The organism is Achromobacter spanius, assembly GCF_029637605.1.
Classification (GTDB): domain Bacteria; phylum Pseudomonadota; class Gammaproteobacteria; order Burkholderiales; family Burkholderiaceae_B; genus Achromobacter; species Achromobacter spanius_E.
The window spans coordinates 778,574-795,631 of record NZ_CP121261.1; the positions used below are offsets into that span (position 1 = coordinate 778,574).

19 protein-coding genes are annotated in these 17,058 nt (G+C 63.2%); 10 read left to right on the plus strand and 9 right to left on the minus strand.

The genetic code is table 11. The features are described 5' to 3' along the window. Positions 1–59 precede the first annotated feature (59 nt). On the plus strand, positions 60–737 hold the full coding sequence (locus P8T11_RS03545) for a type 1 glutamine amidotransferase domain-containing protein (RefSeq protein ID WP_268078257.1): 678 nt from the start codon (positions 60–62) through the stop codon (positions 735–737). On the opposite strand, the gene P8T11_RS03550 is transcribed toward P8T11_RS03545, so the two are convergent. Together P8T11_RS03550 and P8T11_RS03555 are read right to left on the minus strand one after the other, a co-directional pair. Beyond that, positions 734–1,264 carry a GNAT family N-acetyltransferase gene (locus P8T11_RS03550; RefSeq protein WP_268078256.1) on the minus strand — a complete coding sequence of 177 codons (531 nt, stop codon included), beginning with the start codon at positions 1,262–1,264 and terminating at the stop codon, positions 734–736. The genes P8T11_RS03545 and P8T11_RS03550 overlap by 4 nt on opposite strands. A 5-nt stretch (positions 1,265–1,269) precedes the next feature. After that, a complete protein-coding gene (locus P8T11_RS03555) occupies positions 1,270–1,713 on the minus strand; it encodes a bleomycin resistance protein (RefSeq protein WP_268078255.1) in 444 nt (147 codons plus the stop codon). A 99-nt stretch (positions 1,714–1,812) separates the two neighbouring features. On the opposite strand from P8T11_RS03555, the gene P8T11_RS03560 reads away from it, so the two are divergent. Beyond that, positions 1,813–2,115 (plus strand): ArsR/SmtB family transcription factor, encoded by a 303-nt coding sequence (locus P8T11_RS03560; RefSeq protein WP_268078253.1) that lies wholly within the window; start codon positions 1,813–1,815, stop codon positions 2,113–2,115. Between the two features lie 62 nt (positions 2,116–2,177). Beyond that, on the plus strand, positions 2,178–3,146 hold the full coding sequence (locus tag P8T11_RS03565) for a zinc-dependent alcohol dehydrogenase family protein (protein ID WP_268078252.1): 969 nt from the start codon (positions 2,178–2,180) through the stop codon (positions 3,144–3,146). Here the strand turns inward: P8T11_RS03565 and P8T11_RS03570 are convergent. Beyond that, positions 3,143–4,054 (minus strand): LysR substrate-binding domain-containing protein, encoded by a 912-nt coding sequence (locus P8T11_RS03570; protein WP_268078251.1) that lies wholly within the window; start codon positions 4,052–4,054, stop codon positions 3,143–3,145. The genes P8T11_RS03565 and P8T11_RS03570 overlap by 4 nt on opposite strands. A 108-nt stretch (positions 4,055–4,162) precedes the next feature. Here P8T11_RS03570 and metC point away from each other — a divergent pair, with 108 nt between their 5' ends. From metC to P8T11_RS03595, 5 genes are all read left to right on the plus strand, one after another. Further along, on the plus strand, positions 4,163–5,314 hold the full coding sequence (gene metC, locus P8T11_RS03575; protein ID WP_268078250.1) for a cystathionine beta-lyase: 1,152 nt from the start codon (positions 4,163–4,165) through the stop codon (positions 5,312–5,314). A gap of 67 nt (positions 5,315–5,381) precedes the next feature. Further along, complete coding sequence (locus P8T11_RS03580) at positions 5,382–6,485, plus strand: amino acid ABC transporter substrate-binding protein (protein WP_268078249.1); 1,104 nt, start codon at positions 5,382–5,384, stop codon at positions 6,483–6,485. A gap of 25 nt (positions 6,486–6,510) precedes the next feature. After that, complete coding sequence (locus tag P8T11_RS03585; protein ID WP_268078248.1) at positions 6,511–7,653, plus strand: amino acid ABC transporter permease; 1,143 nt, start codon at positions 6,511–6,513, stop codon at positions 7,651–7,653. Further along, the gene (locus P8T11_RS03590) at positions 7,650–8,744 is read left to right on the plus strand and encodes an amino acid ABC transporter permease (protein ID WP_268078247.1); all 1,095 of its coding nucleotides are present in this window, start codon (positions 7,650–7,652) and stop codon (positions 8,742–8,744) included. The genes P8T11_RS03585 and P8T11_RS03590 overlap by 4 nt, the downstream gene beginning before the upstream one ends. A 29-nt stretch (positions 8,745–8,773) precedes the next feature. Next, positions 8,774–9,502 (plus strand): amino acid ABC transporter ATP-binding protein, encoded by a 729-nt coding sequence (locus P8T11_RS03595; RefSeq protein WP_268082458.1) that lies wholly within the window; start codon positions 8,774–8,776, stop codon positions 9,500–9,502. An 87-nt stretch (positions 9,503–9,589) separates the two neighbouring features. On the opposite strand, the gene zigA is transcribed toward P8T11_RS03595, so the two are convergent. From zigA to P8T11_RS03610, 3 genes are all read right to left on the minus strand, one after another. Then, the gene (gene zigA, locus P8T11_RS03600) at positions 9,590–10,804 is read right to left on the minus strand and encodes a zinc metallochaperone GTPase ZigA (protein ID WP_268078246.1); all 1,215 of its coding nucleotides are present in this window, start codon (positions 10,802–10,804) and stop codon (positions 9,590–9,592) included. 194 nt (positions 10,805–10,998) lie between these two features. Continuing rightward, positions 10,999–12,219, minus strand: coding sequence for a M20 aminoacylase family protein (locus P8T11_RS03605; RefSeq protein ID WP_268078245.1), 1,221 nt, complete (start codon positions 12,217–12,219; stop codon positions 10,999–11,001). 16 nt (positions 12,220–12,235) lie between these two features. Next, positions 12,236–13,219, minus strand: coding sequence for a Bug family tripartite tricarboxylate transporter substrate binding protein (locus P8T11_RS03610; RefSeq protein WP_268078244.1), 984 nt, complete (start codon positions 13,217–13,219; stop codon positions 12,236–12,238). 108 nt (positions 13,220–13,327) lie between these two features. Here P8T11_RS03610 and P8T11_RS03615 point away from each other — a divergent pair, with 108 nt between their 5' ends. After that, positions 13,328–14,287, plus strand: coding sequence for a LysR family transcriptional regulator (locus tag P8T11_RS03615; protein ID WP_268078243.1), 960 nt, complete (start codon positions 13,328–13,330; stop codon positions 14,285–14,287). Between the two features lie 27 nt (positions 14,288–14,314). On the opposite strand, the gene P8T11_RS03620 is transcribed toward P8T11_RS03615, so the two are convergent. Beyond that, positions 14,315–14,845 carry a GNAT family N-acetyltransferase gene (locus tag P8T11_RS03620; RefSeq protein ID WP_268078242.1) on the minus strand — a complete coding sequence of 177 codons (531 nt, stop codon included), beginning with the start codon at positions 14,843–14,845 and terminating at the stop codon, positions 14,315–14,317. Positions 14,846–14,971: 126 nt separating this feature from the next. Between P8T11_RS03620 and P8T11_RS03625 the strand changes: the two genes are divergently transcribed. Next, entirely contained in the window at positions 14,972–15,232 is a 261-nt protein-coding gene (locus P8T11_RS03625; protein ID WP_268078241.1) for a hypothetical protein, read from the plus strand. Positions 15,233–15,292: 60 nt separating this feature from the next. Here the strand turns inward: P8T11_RS03625 and P8T11_RS03630 are convergent, their stop codons facing one another. Beyond that, the gene (locus tag P8T11_RS03630) at positions 15,293–15,547 is read right to left on the minus strand and encodes an RNA-binding protein (RefSeq protein ID WP_268078240.1); all 255 of its coding nucleotides are present in this window, start codon (positions 15,545–15,547) and stop codon (positions 15,293–15,295) included. A 110-nt stretch (positions 15,548–15,657) separates the two neighbouring features. Continuing rightward, positions 15,658–16,905: a hypothetical protein gene (locus P8T11_RS03635; protein WP_268078239.1), complete on the minus strand. Its 1,248-nt coding sequence runs from the start codon at positions 16,903–16,905 to the stop codon at positions 15,658–15,660. Between the last annotated feature and the right edge of the window lie 153 nt (positions 16,906–17,058).

The following is a 17,058-nucleotide window of genomic DNA, read 5'->3' on the forward strand; positions in this document are numbered from 1 at the left end:
ACCAGAAACTAGACGACCGGTCTAATATTTCTAATCCATTCCTCGAAAGGAGCATCACCATGAAAGTCCTCATCGTTCTGACCTCGCATGATCAGCTAGGCAATACCGGCCGCAAAACCGGCTTCTGGCTCGAAGAGTTGGCCGCGCCGTACTACACGTTCAAAGACGCTGGCGCCGACATCGTGCTGGCCTCGCCCCAAGGCGGGCAACCCCCGCTGGACCCGAAAAGCAACGAGCCGTCTTTTCAGACCGAATTCACCCACCGCTTCGAAGCCGACGCGGCCGCCAACGAACAACTGGCCAACACCGTGCGCCTGGACAGCGTCTCGCAAGCCGACTTCGACACCGTGTTCTACCCGGGCGGCCATGGCCCCCTGTGGGATCTTGCCGAAGATGGCAACTCCATCTCCTTGATCGAATCATTCATCGAAGCCGGCAAGCCGGTCGCGCTGGTCTGCCACGCGCCGGGCGTGCTGCGCCACGTGAAGGCAGCCGACGGCCAGCCGCTGGTCGCCGGCAAGCAGGTCACCGGCTTCACGAACACCGAAGAAGACGGCGTCGGCCTCACCGACGTGGTGCCGTTTCTGGTTGAAGACGAACTCAAGGCGAAGGGCGGGGTGTACTCGAAGGGTCCGGATTGGGGCTCGTATGTGGTCAGCGACGGCCTGCTGATCACCGGCCAGAACCCGGCGTCGTCGTTGGAAGCCGCTGCTGTGTTGATGAAGCGGTTCGCCTAGGTCGAGATGGGCGCACCCAACGCCTTGCTCATGATGATGCTTCGATAGTTGGTGTGCACCCATTGCGCGAATTCGATCGGCCGGTAGCCGCGCGAGGCATACCAGGCTTGTAAATGCGTGGCGGGTTCTGCGGTGTCCAAGGCGATCTCCTTGGCGCCGCAGGCTGCTGCCCGTGCTTCCGCCCACGCCATCAATCGGGCGCCCAGCCCTGAGCGTTGCAGGCTCGGCTCGACACCAAGCTGATGAAGGCTCGCCACGTCGGGACGGTCGAGCCAGGGGGTGCCCGCTGTGCGCAGCGGCGGGATGAAGAGCACCGTGCCCACAAGAGTGGTGCCGACAATCGCGACGTAGCATTCGCCTGCTGCCATGCGATGCCGCGTGACATCGTCGCTTTGATCCACCGCCTTGAACTTCAAGCCCTTTGCACCCAGCGTCGCGTACGCGCGATGGAGCAGGGCGGTCAAGGAGCTGACGTCGTCGTCGGGCGCGAATAGCCGAATTTCAACAGTGCCTGCGTCGATTGCCATGTGCGTTACTCCGCACCGCTAGCTACGGGGCGGTCCCCAATCCACTCTGAAAAACGCAACAGATAACCGTCGGGGTCCTGCACCAGGAACTGCCGCACCCCAATTTCGACGTTATCGCTTCGGTACCAGCGTTCCTGCATTTGCCGGTACAGCGGCCAGCTTGCATCCACCAGGCGCTCGTGCAGCGCGTCGATCGACTTCACCTTGATCTCGAAATTCACGCCACGGCCCAGGGGCGCTTCCAGTGGCGCAGTGATCCAGCCGTCGTCGCCACGCACTTCTTCCAGCATGAATTGCGCGCCGTCCCGATCCAGGAAGACAAAGCCTTCCTCTTCGCGCTGATAGACCACTTCGAAGCCGCACAGGTCGATCCAGAATTGCCGGCTGCGCGCCAAGTCCTTGACCAGCAGCTCCGCCACCATGCGCGCCCGGTACGATTTGTCTTCCATCGTTTCTCCTTATTGGGCGGCCATGATAACGGGCGACAAACCCCACAACACCCGCAATCATCGTATTGACATATCGGGAAATCCAGATATCATCACGCCATGGAATTACTCGACATCTTCAAAGCCCTCTCGAACCGTACGCGCCTGGAAATCCTGAAAGGGTTGAAGGACCCGGCGAACAGCTTCCCGCCGCAGGATGAAGGCGATGTTCATACGGTTGGCGTCTGCGTCAGTAGCATTCAAGAGGGCGTCGGGCTGTCGCAGTCAACGGTGTCTGATTACCTTGCCACGCTGCAACGCGCGGGCTTGGTGGACGCCACGCGCATTGGTCCGTGGACGTATTACAAGCGCAATGAAGCAAACATCAGGGCTCTTGCCGAGATCATCGGGAAAGACCTGTAATTTTTTTATCCCTAGATATCGGAATATCCCGATATCCCACTTTACCGATAAGAGGTGATGCAATGAAAGCTGTCGTACTTAACTCATTTGGTGGCCCGGAAGCGTTCAAGCTGCGCGAAGTGCCCAAGCCTGTGCCGCAAGCGGGACAAGTTCTGGTGCGCGTCCATGCCACGTCCATCAATCCCTTGGATTACCAAGTCCGGCGAGGCGATTACCCCGACCTCGTGCCACTGCCGGCCATAACCGGGCACGACGTATCCGGCGTGGTTGAAGCCGTGGGGCCGGGGGTGACGGCATTCGCGCCAGGCGACGAGGTCTGGTACACGCCGCAAATTTTCGACGGACCAGGAAGCTATGCCGAATACCACGTTGCCGCTGAAAGCATCATCGGCAAGAAGCCACCGTCGCTGAGCCATCTTGAGGCTGCCAGCCTGACGCTGGTTGGCGGAACGGCGTGGGAAGCGCTGGTCGTGCGCGCGGGCTTGAGAGTAGGCGAGAGCATCTTGATACACGGCGGCGCGGGCGGGGTTGGCCATGTTGCGATCCAGCTTGCCAAGGCCATCGGTGCAAAGGTGTACACGACCGCGCGCGAAGCCAATTTCGAGTTCGCCCGGCGCATGGGCGCCGATGTCGTCATCGACTACGCAAAGGAAGATTACGTCGACACCGTCATGCGCGAAACCGGCGGCCGTGGGGTCGACGTGGTATTCGACACCATCGGCGGCGACACCTTGTCGCGCAGCGCCGACGTGCTTGCGCAACTGGGCCGCGTGGTCTCGATCGTGGACATCGCGCAACCCCAGAACCTGCTGCAAGCCTGGGGCAAGAACGCCAGCTATCACTTCGTCTTCACCCGGCAACATCGCGGCAAGCTTGACGAGTTGAGCGCGTTGATCGAGCGCGGTCAGTTGCGACCACATGTGGGCGCCGTCTATTCGCTGGCCGACATTGCACAGGCCCATGCCAGGCTTGAGACGCCCAACAATGGCCTGCAGGGAAAGATCGCGATTGCGGTTGCGTCGTCTATTTAATCCAACGCCGCCCGCATCTTCTTCAGATCGTTTTCCAGCTGGATGCGCATCACCTTCAGCAGCTCGCGGGCGTTGCCCGACAAGGGCATGCCCGAGCGGAACACCAGCAGGCTGGTGAAGCTGATTTCCAGTGACACCCGCTTGATCGTGAGCCCGCGCGACAGATAGTCCAGCGCCATGATGGGATGCACCATGCCGATGCCCACGCCATTGAGCGCGAACTCGCAGACCGAGTTGGAATAGGGCGTTTCCAGCATGGGCCGCAGATTCAGGCCAACCGCCTGCATCGCGGCTTCCAGGCGGCGTCGGCTGGCGTCTTCCGGGTTGAGCGCAATGAAAGGGTGTTCAACGAGGTCTTGCGGGTCAATCACTTTCTTGCGCGCCAGCGGATGGCGGTTGTGCATGGCGATCACGCCCGGCGTGCGCAGGAATTCCGAGTGTTCAAGGCCCAGCACCGAGAGTTCGTCGGCCATCAGCCCGAAGTCGAGCTGGCCGGCCGCCACCTGGCGCAGCACCTCGCGCGAACTCATGATCTGAAACGACATCTGCAAGCGGCGGTCGGCAAGGCCGAAGGCGGCGATGGCGCGTGGCATGAAGCCGGTGCCCAGCGCGGGCAACGAACCAATCGCCAGCCGGCCCACGCCAAACGATTTAAGGCTGCGAATGCGGTGTTCGATCAACTCGAAACCGGCAAAGCAGCGATCCACCTCTTCCATCAGCGCGCCGGCCTCGGGCGTGGCGACCAGCCGGCCGCGCACCCGTTCAAACAGGCGCAGCCCCGAGCTGTCTTCAAGTTTGCGGATTGACTGGCTGATGGCGGGTTGGGACACCCCCAGCAGGTTGGCGGCCTTGCTGGTTGTACCGGCCTGCATGACGGCGCGGAAAACCTGGATTTCACGCATATCCATATATAAGTCCTGCTTATCGACTAAGTCAGTTCAATTGTTGAGGGAATTGGTCTGAGCGTCCAGACTGCGTGTCATCGAGATCTCTCCTACGTGCCGAAAATAGTTTAAATGAACACCAAAAGCCCCTCGAATACTGATTTCGCCAGCCTGTCGCCGGCTGTCCAACGCGCCTCCACGGTGGTGTTCGGCTCGCTTGCCGACTTCGTCAACCGCAAGCAGCGCCAGCCCGACGGCTATAGCTATGGCATTACCGGCACGCCTACGGCGCGGCTCCTGGAGCAGCGCATCGCGGCGCTCGAAGGCGCCCGCCACTGCGTGATTACCCCCTCGGGGGCGTCCGCGCTGATGACCGTTGTGATGGGATTCGTGCGCGGCGGCGATCACCTGCTGGTGTCGGCGGCCTGCTATGGCGCGCTTAAGACCTTTGCCGAGAAGTGGCTGGCCCACATGGGCGTGGAAGTCGAGCTCTACCAGCCCGCCATTGGCGCGGAGATCGAGGCGCTGATCCGGCCGACCACCCGCATGATCTGCATGGAAGCGCCCGGCACCGTCACGATGGAAATGGCCGACATTCCGGCGATTGCCGAGGTGGCGCGCCGCCATGGCGTGCTGACCATGATGGACAACACCTGGGCCAGCCCGCTGGGGTTCCAGCCCCTGGCGCATGGCGTGGATTTCAGCGTGGAGGCCGCCACCAAGTTCTTCAGCGGCCATTCCGATGTGCTGATGGGCAGCATCAGCCTGAACGATGCCGACCACTACGCCGTGCTGCGCGAGACGCAAAGCATTCTGGGCCAGCAGGTCAGCCCGGAAGATTGCTTTCTGGTGCTGCGCGGCCTGGAAACCCTGGACCTGCGCGTGCGCGCGCAAAGCGCCGCCACGCTGGAGATCGCGCAGTGGCTGCAAGCCCAGCCCCAGGTTGAACGCCTGCTGTATCCGCCGCTTGAAGGCGACGCCGGCCATGCCCTGTGGCGGCGTGATTTCCGCACCAACGGCTGCCTGTTCTCGTTGATCCTGAAGCCGGGGCCGGAGCACGCATTCAACGGTTTCTTCGACACGCTTGAACACTTCGCCATTGGCGCGAGCTGGGGCGGGGTGCATAGCCTGGCCGCGTATTACCCGGCGCCGTTGCAGGCCGGCCGCGTGCATCCGGCCACGGATCAGCCGGTGGTGCGCCTGTCGATCGGGCTTGAGGGAATCGACATTCTGAAGGAAGACCTGCGCCGGGCGCTTGACGCCTACGCCCGTCAGGCACGCTGATATTCATCCTGGGCCAGCCGCCAACAAGAGCTTCATGGCCCGTCAACACATTGCAAGGGGAATTGCCATGTACCGTATCCGTACCGTTTCGCGCGCGCTCATCCTGGGCGCCGCCGCCATGCTGCCCGCCCTGGCCGGCGCGCAAAATGCCACACCCGCCACGCCCGCCACACCCACCACCACACCCGCCGCCTCGCCGGTGGTCTCCGCGCCCAGCAACAGCCCGACCGTGGACCAGATCCGCGCCCGTGGCTATGTGATCTGCGGATCGGGCCACGGCACCACCGGCTTTTCGGCGCCAGACAAAGACGGCAACTGGAAGGGGCTGGATGTGGAAACCTGCCGCGCCATCGCGATTGCCGTGCTGGGTGACGGCACCAAGGTGCGCTTCGTGCCGCTGACCGGCCAGCAACGCCTGACCGCGTTGCAGACGGGCCAGATCGACGTGCTGCCGCGCACCACCTCCTGGACCTTGCGGCGCGATGCCAACGGCATCAACTTCACCTATCCCAATTACTACGAGTACGACGCCTTCATGGTGCGCAAGGACCTGGGTATCACGCACACCAAGGACATGCAGGGCGCCACCATCTGCGTGCAAACCGGATCGACCAGCGAAGTGACGGTGGCCGACCTGTCGCGCAAGTTCAAACTGGGCCTGAAGACCGTGTTGTTCGACAACGTGGCCGCCTCGCGCCAGGCCTTTTTCACGGGTCGCTGCGATGGCTTGATCACGGACTCGTCGGCGCTGGCGGCGGTGCGCGCCACGCAGGCGCAGAACCCGGACGACTACGTCATCTTTCCGGCCAGCGGCAACAGCGAAGCCCTGACCCCGGCGGTGCGCCATGGCGATGACCGCTGGTTCGACATCGTCAAGTTCGTGGTCCAGGTGCCGATCGCGGCCGAAGACATGGGCATCACGCAGGCCAACGTGGACGACATGCTCAAGTCGGGCGATCCGCGCATCGCCCGCTTCCTGGGCGTGGAACCGGGCAACGGCAAGGCGCTGGGCCTGGACGAACGCTGGGCCTACAACATCGTCAAGGCGCAGGGCAACTACGGCGAGATGTTTGAACGCAACGTCGGCAAGAACAGCCCGTTGAAGCTCGAGCGCGGCCTGAACCGGCTGTATCGCGACGGCGGCCTGATGTACCCCTACGTTTTCAATTGACCCGGGTGCCGGGCGGGGCTGATTCATGTTCAAGCGACTTTGGTACGACGCGCGGGCGCGGTCCGTGCTGGCGCAGGTGCTCATTGCCTGCGTCTTCTTTGGCACGCTGTCCTGGCTGGTGTGGAACGCGCATTACAACCTGACCCAGCGCGGCATCACCACCGGTTTTGGGTATCTGGGGGACGCGGCGCGCTTCCCGGTGTCGGAAAGCCTGCTGGCTTACCGGCCCACCGACAGTTATGGGCGCGCGTTTGTCGTCGGGCTGGTCAACACGCTGTATATCTCGGCGCTGGTGATCCTTGCCTCGACGGTGCTGGGATTCCTGCTGGCGCTGGCACGCCGCAGCCGGCATCCGCTGGTGCATGGCATCGCCACGCTCTATCTGGAAATCACGCGGAACACGCCGTTGGTGGTGCAACTGCTGTTCTGGTATAGCCTGGTCACCATCAATCTGCCTTCGCCCCGGCAGGCGCTCAACCCGTTGCCCGGCGTATTCCTGTCGATTCGTGGCCTGTTCTTTCCCAGCGTGCAGTCGCAGGGCGATTGGCTGCCGTTGTTGTGCGTGCTGTTGGCGGCGCTGCTGGCCTGGTGGGGCTTGCGCCCGCTGCGCAAGCAGCGTCCGGCCCTGCCGCTGGGCCGCATCGTGCTCGTCGTAACGGCGCTGGCAAGTGTGGCGGCCTGGCAGTGGGGCGGCCTGACATTGAGCAGCACCGCGCCGCAACTACGTGGGCTGAACTTCGTTGGCGGCACCGCGCTGACGCCCGAATTCACCGCGCTGCTGGTTGGCCTGACGCTGTATTCGGCGGCGTTCTCGGGCGAGATCATCCGTGGCGGAATCGAGGCCGTGGCGCAGGGCCAATGGGAGGCGGCGCAGTCGCTTGGGTTGCGTCCCTGGACCACGCTGCGCCACGTGATCGTGCCGCAATCGCTGCGCGTGATTGTGCCGCCCATGACCAGCCAGTACCTGTCTATCGTGAAGAACACCACGCTGGCGCTGGCGGTGGGGTATCCGGACCTGTCGTTCGTGATCACCACCACCATCAACCAGACCGGCCAGGCCATCGAAGGGCTGGCGATTCTGATGGGCGTGTATCTGTGCATCAGCCTGAGCGTGTCGCTCTTCATGAATCTCTACAACCGGCGCATCCTGCGGACTGAACGCAAATGAACACGACCGTGATCTCTACAGATATGCCGTCCCGGCCCGCGCCGGTGGATCGCCGGGCGGGCGTGCCCCAGCGACTGTTTGGCAATATTCCCAGCAGTATCGCCACCTTGCTGGCGTTGGGCCTGGCGCTCTATGCCATGGGGAAGTTCATTGATTGGTCGCTGTTGAACGCCGTGTGGCCGGGCGAACCCGGCGCCATGTGCCGGCAGGCCAGCGGGGCGTGCTGGGCGTTCCTGGCCGAAAAGCTGAATCAGATTCTGTTCGGCATTTATCCGCGCGCCGAGCAATGGCGGCCAGCCGTGGTGTGCGTGGCCATTCTGGCCATGGTGGTTGTGTCGCTTGACCCGCGCCAATGGCGGCTGCGCACGGTCGGGCTGTGGCTGGCGGGCATGGCCGGCGCGTTGGCGCTGATGCTGGGCGGTTGGGCGGGGTTGACCCAAGTGCCGACCGCGTCGTGGGGTGGCCTGCCCGTGACGCTGCTGCTGGCGGTGTGCGCGCTGGGCGTGGGCATGCCGCTGGGCATCCTGCTGGCATTGGCGCGGCGCGGCTCGCTGCCGATGGCGCGCTTCATCGCGACCTGCGTTATCGAACTGATCCGTGGCCTGCCGTTGATCAGCCTGTTGTTCATGGCGTCCATCGTGCTGCCCATCATGCTGCCGGCCGGCATGACCATCGACAGCCTGCTGCGCGCCGGCATCGCGCTGACGATTTTCTCGGCCGCCTATCTGGCCGAGGTGATCCGTGGCGGCTTGCAATCACTGCCGGCGGGGCAGATGGAAGCCTCGCGCGCGCTTGGCCTGTCGTGGTGGCAGATGACGCGGCTGGTGGTGTTGCCACAGGCGATGCGCAAGGTGATCGCACCACTGACCAATACCGCCATCGTGATGATCAAGAACACCAGCCTGGTGCTGATCGTGGGCTTGTTCGACCTGCTGAGTTCGGGGCGCGCCGCCTTGACGGATCCGGCCTGGCCCACGCCCTATGTAGAGACTTATCTCTTTATCGCGGGCATCTATTTCTGCATCTGCTTCGGCCTGTCGCGCTATTCGATGTGGCTGGAGCGGCGCTTCAAAAAAGGGGAACTACGTTGAACCAGCAACAAGGCGGCGTGGCCGCGCCGATGGCCGTAAGCATTTCCGGCATGAGCAAATGGTATGGCGATTTTCAGGTGCTGCATGACATAGACCTGCACGTGGCCGCGGGCGAACGCCTGGTGATCTGCGGGCCATCGGGCTCGGGCAAGTCCACGATGATCCGCTGCATCAATCGGTTGGAACGCCATCAGGAAGGCAGCATCGTGGTCAACGGCATCGCGCTGGCCGACGACCTGCGCGCCATTGACGAAGTGAGGGCGGATGCGGGCATGGTGTTCCAGCACTTCAATCTGTTTCCGCACCTGACCGTGTTGGAGAACTGCATGCTGGCGCCGATGCACGTCAAGCGCATGGCGCGCGCGCAGGCCACCGAACTGGCGATGCAATACCTGTCGCGGGTGCGCATCCTGGACCAGGCGGACAAGTATCCCGGCCAGCTGTCCGGCGGCCAACAACAGCGCGCGGCCATCGCGCGATCGTTGTGCATGCAGCCCCGCATCATGCTGTTTGACGAGCCCACGTCCGCCCTGGACCCGGAAATGGTCAAGGAGGTGCTCGACACCATGACCGAGTTGGCCGACGACGGCATGACCATGCTGTGCGTCACGCACGAAATGGGCTTCGCGCGCAGCGTGGCCGATCGGGTCGTGTTCATGGACGGCGGTCGCATCCTGGAGTCGGCCGCGCCGGACGCCTTCTTCGACCACCCTCGGCATGACCGCACACGCGCATTCCTTGAACGCATCCTGCATTGAGCAAAGGCAAGGTAAACGCCGGCCTTTGAGGACGCAGCGTCGCGTCCTTGACCACCGCATTTAATGAGGCATTTGCCGGTTGCAGGCTCAAGGCCAGTTCGGAAAGGGGTTCTTCCACGTCTTCCACACTAGCGGGCCCTGGGCCATTTCTTGGTCGGTCAGCAAACAGGCATTGAGCTTGGCGCGTAGCGCTGGTTCGTCCATGTCGATACCGATCAGCACGAGTTCCTGGCGCGCATCGCCCACGCCGTCCGCCCATTTTTGCCGGATCATGGCGGCGGCCTCGGGATCATCCGGCCACTGCTCGGGCGGCATCGCCGCCCACCAGTAGCCGGCCGCGCCGTGGCGGGCGACGGCACCGGCCTGCGACCACGAACCGGCCATTTCAGGATGGCTGGCCAGCCAGAAGTAGCCCTTGGAACGCACGACCCCCGGCCATTCGCTTTCGACACAGGCAAAGAATCGCTCGGGATGCAAGGGCCGCCGCGCCTGATAGACAAAGCTGCGGATGCCATATGCTTCCGTCTCCGGAGTGTGCTGGCCGCGTAGCTCGCGCAGCCAGCCCGGTGCTTCGGACGCTTGCGCAAAGTCGAACAGCCCCGTCTCCAGCACCCGGTCCAGCGGCAGCTTGCCGAACTCGGCAACTTCGATGCGGGCGCGCGGGTTCAGGGTGCGCAAGATGGCCATCAGGCGCTCGCGCTCGTCGGCTGCAATCAGGTCGACCTTGTTCAGCACGATGACGTCGCAGAACTCAACTTGCTCGATCAGCAGGTCGACCACCGTGCGTTCGTCCTCTTCACCCAGGGACTCGCCGCGTTTTTGCAGACTGTCTTGCGAGCTGTAGTCGCGCAGGAAGTTGAAGGCATCCACCACGGTCACCATCGTGTCCAGGCGGGCCACTTCGCTCAGGCTGCGTCCGTCTTCGCCTTCAAAGGTGAAGGTTTCGGCAACCGGCAGCGGCTCGGAAATGCCGGTGGATTCGATGACCAGGTGATCGAAACGCCCGTCGCGGGCCAAGCGCTCGACTTCTATCAACAGGTCTTCGCGCAAGGTGCAACAGATGCAGCCGTTGCTCATTTCGACCAGCTTCTCGTCGGTGCGGGACAGCGCCGCGCCGCCTTCGCGTACCAGGGCCGCGTCGATGTTGACTTCGGACATATCGTTGACGATCACGGCAACGCGCCGGCCTTCACGATTGTTGAGGATATGGTTCAGCAGCGTGGTTTTTCCGGCGCCGAGAAAGCCGGACAGAACAGTGACGGGCAGCTTGTTCTGGGTAGAGAGTGGGGTGTCTGTTTTCATCGCGCGAGGGGCTTGGGCGGTAAAGGGAAGGGCTATGCGGAGGGGCCGCTCCAACTCGGCACGAATTTTAATTCAAAACGTTATAACATAACAATATCGGCGCAAAGATACTGGTGATGGTTCAGAAATTGAGGGACAAGGGCGGCCGGTGAGCAGCGGCTTGCGCAGCGCCCACCGTTATCGCGATAGCAGCTTCAGCTTTCGTCCCGCGCCAGGAACCGCTGCGCCAGCCGCACGAAATACGCCGCGCCCAAGGGGATGGCGTCGTCATTGAAGTCATACGACGGGTTATGCAAACGGCAAGGCCCGGGGCCATGTCCCGGCTCTCGGTGCGCACCCGCGCCGTTGCCCAGCAGCACATAACAGCCCGGCCTTTCCGCCAGCATGAACGAGAAGTCCTCGGACCCCATCAGCCGGGCCATGTTGTCCGACACGCGGTCCGCGCCGGCCACTTCGCGCATGACGTCCACCGCAAAGCGGGTCTGTTCCACGTCGTTCACCAGCGACGGGTAGCAGCGTTCGAACGTCAGGGTGGCCGTGCAGCCGAAGGTGGCGGCGGCGCCGTCCGTGATTTCACCGATGCGCCGTTCGATCATGTCCAAGGTGTCGTCGCGGTGCGTGCGTACCGTACCGCCCAGCCACGCCTGCTGCGGGATGACGTTGACCGCGTCGCCGCCGTGAATCTGCGTGACGGACAGCACCGCCGGTTCGTCGGGCGCGCGGTTGCGCGAGATGACGGTTTGCAGCGCCAGAAGGATGTGGCCCGCGCAGATCAGCGGGTCGACGCTTAACTCGGGCTGCGAGGCGTGGGCGCCCTTGCCGGCGATGTCGATACGAAAGCGGTTGCTTGACCCCATGAACGGGCCGGCGCGCACGCCTAGGCTGCCCACGGGCAGGTCGGGCCAGTTGTGCAGCGCGAAGACGGCATCGCAGGGAAAGCGTTCGAACAAGCCGTCTTCGATCATGGCGCGCGCGCCGGCCTGGCCGCCTTCCTCAGCGGGCTGGAAGATGCAGTGGATGGTGCCGTCGAACTCGGCGTGATGCGCCAGGTACCAGGCGGTGGCAAGCAGGATGGCGGTGTGGCCGTCGTGGCCGCAGGCGTGCATGCGGTTGTCGTGCTGCGACTTGTGCGCGAAGGCATTGGCTTCGGGCATGGCCAGGGCGTCCATGTCGGCGCGCAGGCCAATGTGACGGGAACCCTTGCCGCGCTTCAGCGTGCCGACCACACCGGTGCCGCCGATGCCCGTCGTCACCTGCCAGCCCCAGGCGGCCAGCTCGCGCGCCACCAAGGAAGCGGTGCGATGTTCTTCAAAGCCGATTTCCGGATGCGCGTGCAGGTCGCGGCGGATATCGCGAAACGCGGGGTTGGCGCTGATCGTGCCGAGGATGTCTTGGATGTCTTGGTGCGGGTTCATGCGGATCCTTAAGGCTTCAAGGCTGCGTCGGCAGGTTCAAGGTGCGCAGGGCAGCGACGTCGTCGCGGATGCGGGCCTCAAAGCTGGCCTTGTCGTAGGCGCTTGCCGACACCATGCCCATGGACAGCACGCGCTCGCGCACCTCGGGCTTGTCCAGCACGGCTGCAAGCGCGTCGCGCACCCGTTGCAGGCGCTCGGGCGGCACGCCCTTGGGCGCCAGCACGCCAACCCAGCCCACCATTTCCATGCCTTGCACAGTCTTGCTTTCGTTGATGGTGGCCAGTTCAGGGTAGGCCGCCAAGCGTTGACGGCTGATGACCCCCAGCGACTTGATGCGGCCTTGCTGCAAGTGCGGCAGCGCGGTGGGCGGGGCCATGACCGCCATGTCGATCTGGCCGCCCAGCAGGTCATTGATCAAGGGCGATGCGCCCTTGTAGGGCACGTGCAGCATCTTCGTGTCGGTGCGCCGTTGCAGGTCTTCCACCACCACCTGCTGGAACGTGCCTTGCCCCGGGCTGCCGTAGCTCAAACTTTCTGGGGCGGTGCGCAGCGCCTGCACCACCTCGTCGATATTCGATTGCGGCAGGTCCTTGCGCGCCACCAGGATCAGCGGCGACGTGAACACCAGGGAAACCGGATCGAAGTTGTCGGTGCCATAACGCAGGTTGCGATTCAGCAGCGGCTGCAAGACCACGTCGTTGATGCTGCCGGCCAGCAGCGTCGTGCCGTCCGCCTTGGCCTGCGCGACCCGGCCCGCACCGATGGCGCCGCTGGCGCCGCCCACGTTCTCGATGACGACCGTCTGGCCCAGCCGTTCGCTCAGTTGCGGGGAAATCGCCCGCATCACGGCGTCGATCGAGCCGCCGGCCGGGAAGGGGATGACGATGGTGACCGGCCTGTCGGGCCAGGTTTGCGCCTGGGCCGGCGCGGCCGTAGTACCCAAGACCAGCGCGGCGGACAGCACCGCGCGCAGGCGCGCACGACGTAGAAAATGCAGCATGTGGAACCCCTTGTGTTGTTGGTGTCAGGCCGCTATTGCGCCTTGAATAGCTATACTTGAACAGTGAAATATCACTTATAGATATTCTGTTTTGGAATAGGTAAAGCTATGTCCACCGCCACCCCCGGCACCCCCTCGTCCGCCGCCACGCTCTTGAACCGTCTGATCGCGCGCACGCGGCTGCGTCATTTGCAATTGATCGTGCTGGTGGCCGAACTGGGCAGCGTGCAGCACGCCGCCGCGCAAATCGGCCTGAGCCAGTCGGCCGCCACAAAAATGGTGCTGGAAGTAGAGCGCGTGCTTGAAGCCCGCCTGTTTGAACGACACGCGCGCGGCATGCGGCCCACCTTTGCCTGCCGCGACTTGCTGCCCTTGCTACGCAACGTCATGAACAGCCTGACGGGCTGCGCCGAAGCATTGGCGGCGGCGGGGGCGGGTTTTGACGGCACCGTGCGCGTGGGCGCGATCACGGCGGGCGTCACCGGCGTGATCAACCCGGCGCTGCCGGCGTTCTTTGCCAGTCAGCCGCACGTGCGGTTGGAATTGTTTGAAGACGCGCTGCCCGTGTTGTTGGGTCGCTATGCGGACGGCGAGCTGGACTTCCTGGTCACGCGCGAACCCGCGCAACTGGCGCCGGATTCTCAGTTTCAGGCCTTGCTGGCCGATGTCTGCGTGGTGGCATCAGGCCCCGGACACCCGCTGGTTGGGCGTCGCAACCTGCAAGCCGCCCAGCTGCTGCGCTTTCCCTGGGCCAGCCCGCCGCTGGACAGCCAGACCTACCGCGCGTTCGAAGCCTTGTTTGCCACGTGCGGCGAACTTCCTGCCCAGCAGCCGCTTAGCACGCGGTCGTTTGCGACCATGGTGCATTACCTGGGCGCCAGCCAGGCCCTGATGATGGGCCCCTTGAGCTTCGTGCGCGAAGGGCTGGAGTCCGGGGCACTGGTGCGGCTGGACTGCACCATTGCCGAATCGCTGCCGCCCCTGGGACTGGTCAGCCGTGTTGACGCCCGCAACCGCAGCGTGGCGGCCTTTCAGGCGCATCTGCTGGATGCGCAGACGGGGACGTGATGCCCGGAAAGAACCCGCTGTTGCGGGCTAGGGCACAAGCGAGAACATTGCCGCCGACACCGGCCGCCCATGCAACTGGAGCCGGTTCCGGGCCTTGCCTTCAAACTGCGCGCCCACTTTGCTAGCAAGCGCCTCGCTTGCCGTATTGCCTTCGGCAATCACGATCTCAACGCGTTGCATGCCCAGGGTGTTGAAGGCATAGGGCAGCATCGCCTGCACCGTGCGCAGCGCCACCCCGCGTCGTTGCGCGGACTGCCGTACCCAGTAGCCAAGATTGCAAAACAGGTGTTGATGATTGATCGAATTCAGGCCCACGCCGCCCATCAGCTTGCCTGACGCTTGCGCGAACACGCCGAATTCGTAGCCTGCCTGGGAACTGCGGCCGCTACGGCACAGCTCAAACCAGTCCAGCGCATTCTGCTCGGAAAACGTAGACGTACACCACGGCATCCATCTGCCTACGGTATCGACGGACTCGCGCGCGGCGTTCGCGAACGCTTCGGCGTCGTCATCAAGGAATTCACGGATAACCAGGCCTTCGAAAATGATGGGCTGCATGGATCTGATCTTGAGTCGGGGGCAGGGTAAATACTATCAGGGCGCACTGCATTGCGAGTAAGGTAGCGGAATCAAGGCCTGGCTTGTCCGGCACGTGGGCCTGTGCCATCTGCGGAAACTGAATTCATGAAGATAACTCGTTTAGCACTGCGACTGGCGCTTGCCATGGCCGCGTGCGTCTCAATCACCGCTTGCGCGGGCAGTCAGCCCCAGTCAACCGATATGGACTATAAAAGCCGGCCACCTTCGTCGGCGCAAGGCAAGACCAGCAACTCCGGCACTCCAGGCTCATCAGGCCAGCGCTTGACCATACAGTCCGGCGAAGGGGAAAGGTTGAACCTGCCCTGGTTCATCCAGGACACGCAGGACTGGATCAATAGCAACTGACCTGAATCTTAGTGTCAGATCGACCGTTATCCGTGGCGGGGCCTCGTGTCAGGAGCAAGCTCATTCAATAGGCTCTCGCATTACCAATGCGGAAATGGTGTGGTTCTTCCAGAAAACCTGATGGATCCTTGGTAAGAGTTCCCGCAGTTCCGCCGGGGTGCAACTGTTGAATGCAAGCAGAACGGAAGGGCGGGAACCGGTGCTGGGCACCCGTTCAATATGATCGAATGCAGGAAAGCCATACTTCGTAAGAAATTCCCTGATCTCGTCGTCGGACGTGCTTTCTTCTACATGGTTGATCAGCAAGGCGGCCATGGTGTGTTCTCCTGAATGGTTCAGAAAACTGAAGATCTCGCAGGAAACGCTGTGACGCTGCCATTGACTGTAGCGCCGAATACCAAACCTTGCGTGCGAAGAAGCTACCGCTAGCGCGGCGTAACTAGCCTGATTTCATCAATCTGGCTGGCATAGCTGGCGCCTTGCAGCAGCAGCGCCGTCTGCGGGTTGCCGTTGCGTCGGTCCATCCATTGCGACAAGGTGCCCGGCGTTTTCTTGCGGAACCGAATGTCGTAGTCGGCCGCCGCGTTGTCGTAGGGCAGGCGCACGTCTATCCAGCTTTCGCCCAGCAGGCGGTTGATGGTGCGGCGGCTGTCGCCCACTTTCAGGCCCACGATGCTGCCCGTGAACGGTGCGCGCACGCCAATGGAATCCACCTTGCCGTCGAAGCTGAACATGAGTTCAATGCCGCGCTCGGGAAAGTCCAGCTTGGTCTTGCCGGACTTGCCGGCCGGCTCGGGCATGCGGGTGGTGCCGAAGGCGGTTTGCACCTGGGCAATGGTGTCGCCCAGCCACACGCCCAGTCCGTTCGTGGTGAGCGCGTCGTCGCCCGCGCCGGCCGGCTTGTCGCCGAAGCGCTCGCGGTAGGCGGCGGTTTGCACGGCCAGGTTGGCACGGTCGCGCAGCACGTCGCCGGCCAGCCAGTTCGTCATGAAGTCGCGCATCTGGGCGCCTTGGCAGTCAAAGCGGTCCGACGCATTGCGCGCGGCCAACTTCTGGGCGTTGGCGATGTAGGTCTTGTCTTGTTCGGTAAGCATTGCCGGGATCTCGTCCAGCACGAAGCGCTGGCCGGGGTTGTTGCACTTTTCGGCATACAGGTTGTACAGCGTGCTGTTGGCGTGGATGCGCGCCAGCGACGTGGCGATGTCATCGCGCAGCAGTACCTGGCTGACGGTCGCAGCGCGCTGTTCGGTGCGCGCGCGCATGTCGCGGTCGAGTTCGCTTGCCAGGGATTGCGGACGCGGTTCGCTTGGGCCGAAGAGCTTGGCTTGCAACTCCTGAATCGACTGGCCGACATTGATGTTGTAGAGACCCGTGGATTGGCCGATCTGGAACACGCACAGCAAAGCCGCCGCAACGCACAGCACACCGCGCGCCCACCAGCGCGACGGCTCGCCATACGAACCGTCGTTCTTCAGCATTTTCACCGCCATCACAAGACCGGCGATGGCCAGGACCAAACCCAGGATATTGAAGCTGGAATCTTGCACCTTGATGCCGTTCACCGAGGCTTGCTGGGTGGTGCCCAGAAACAGCCAGAAAGGCAGCATGCCCAAGAGCAGGGCTAACAGCGGGCGCCGCAGTCGGTGCCATAGGCTGGGTGTGTTCTGACTCATATCGCAGGGTCTCTCTATTTTGGTTTCGAGGACCCGCATTATTAACTGTTTTTGCGCGTTGATAGCGCTAAGATCAAATTGCTTGAATCACTTGGCCGGCTATCGTGCCGGCCGAGAAAATCGCCGCCCACGGGCCGGCGGATACAGCGATAC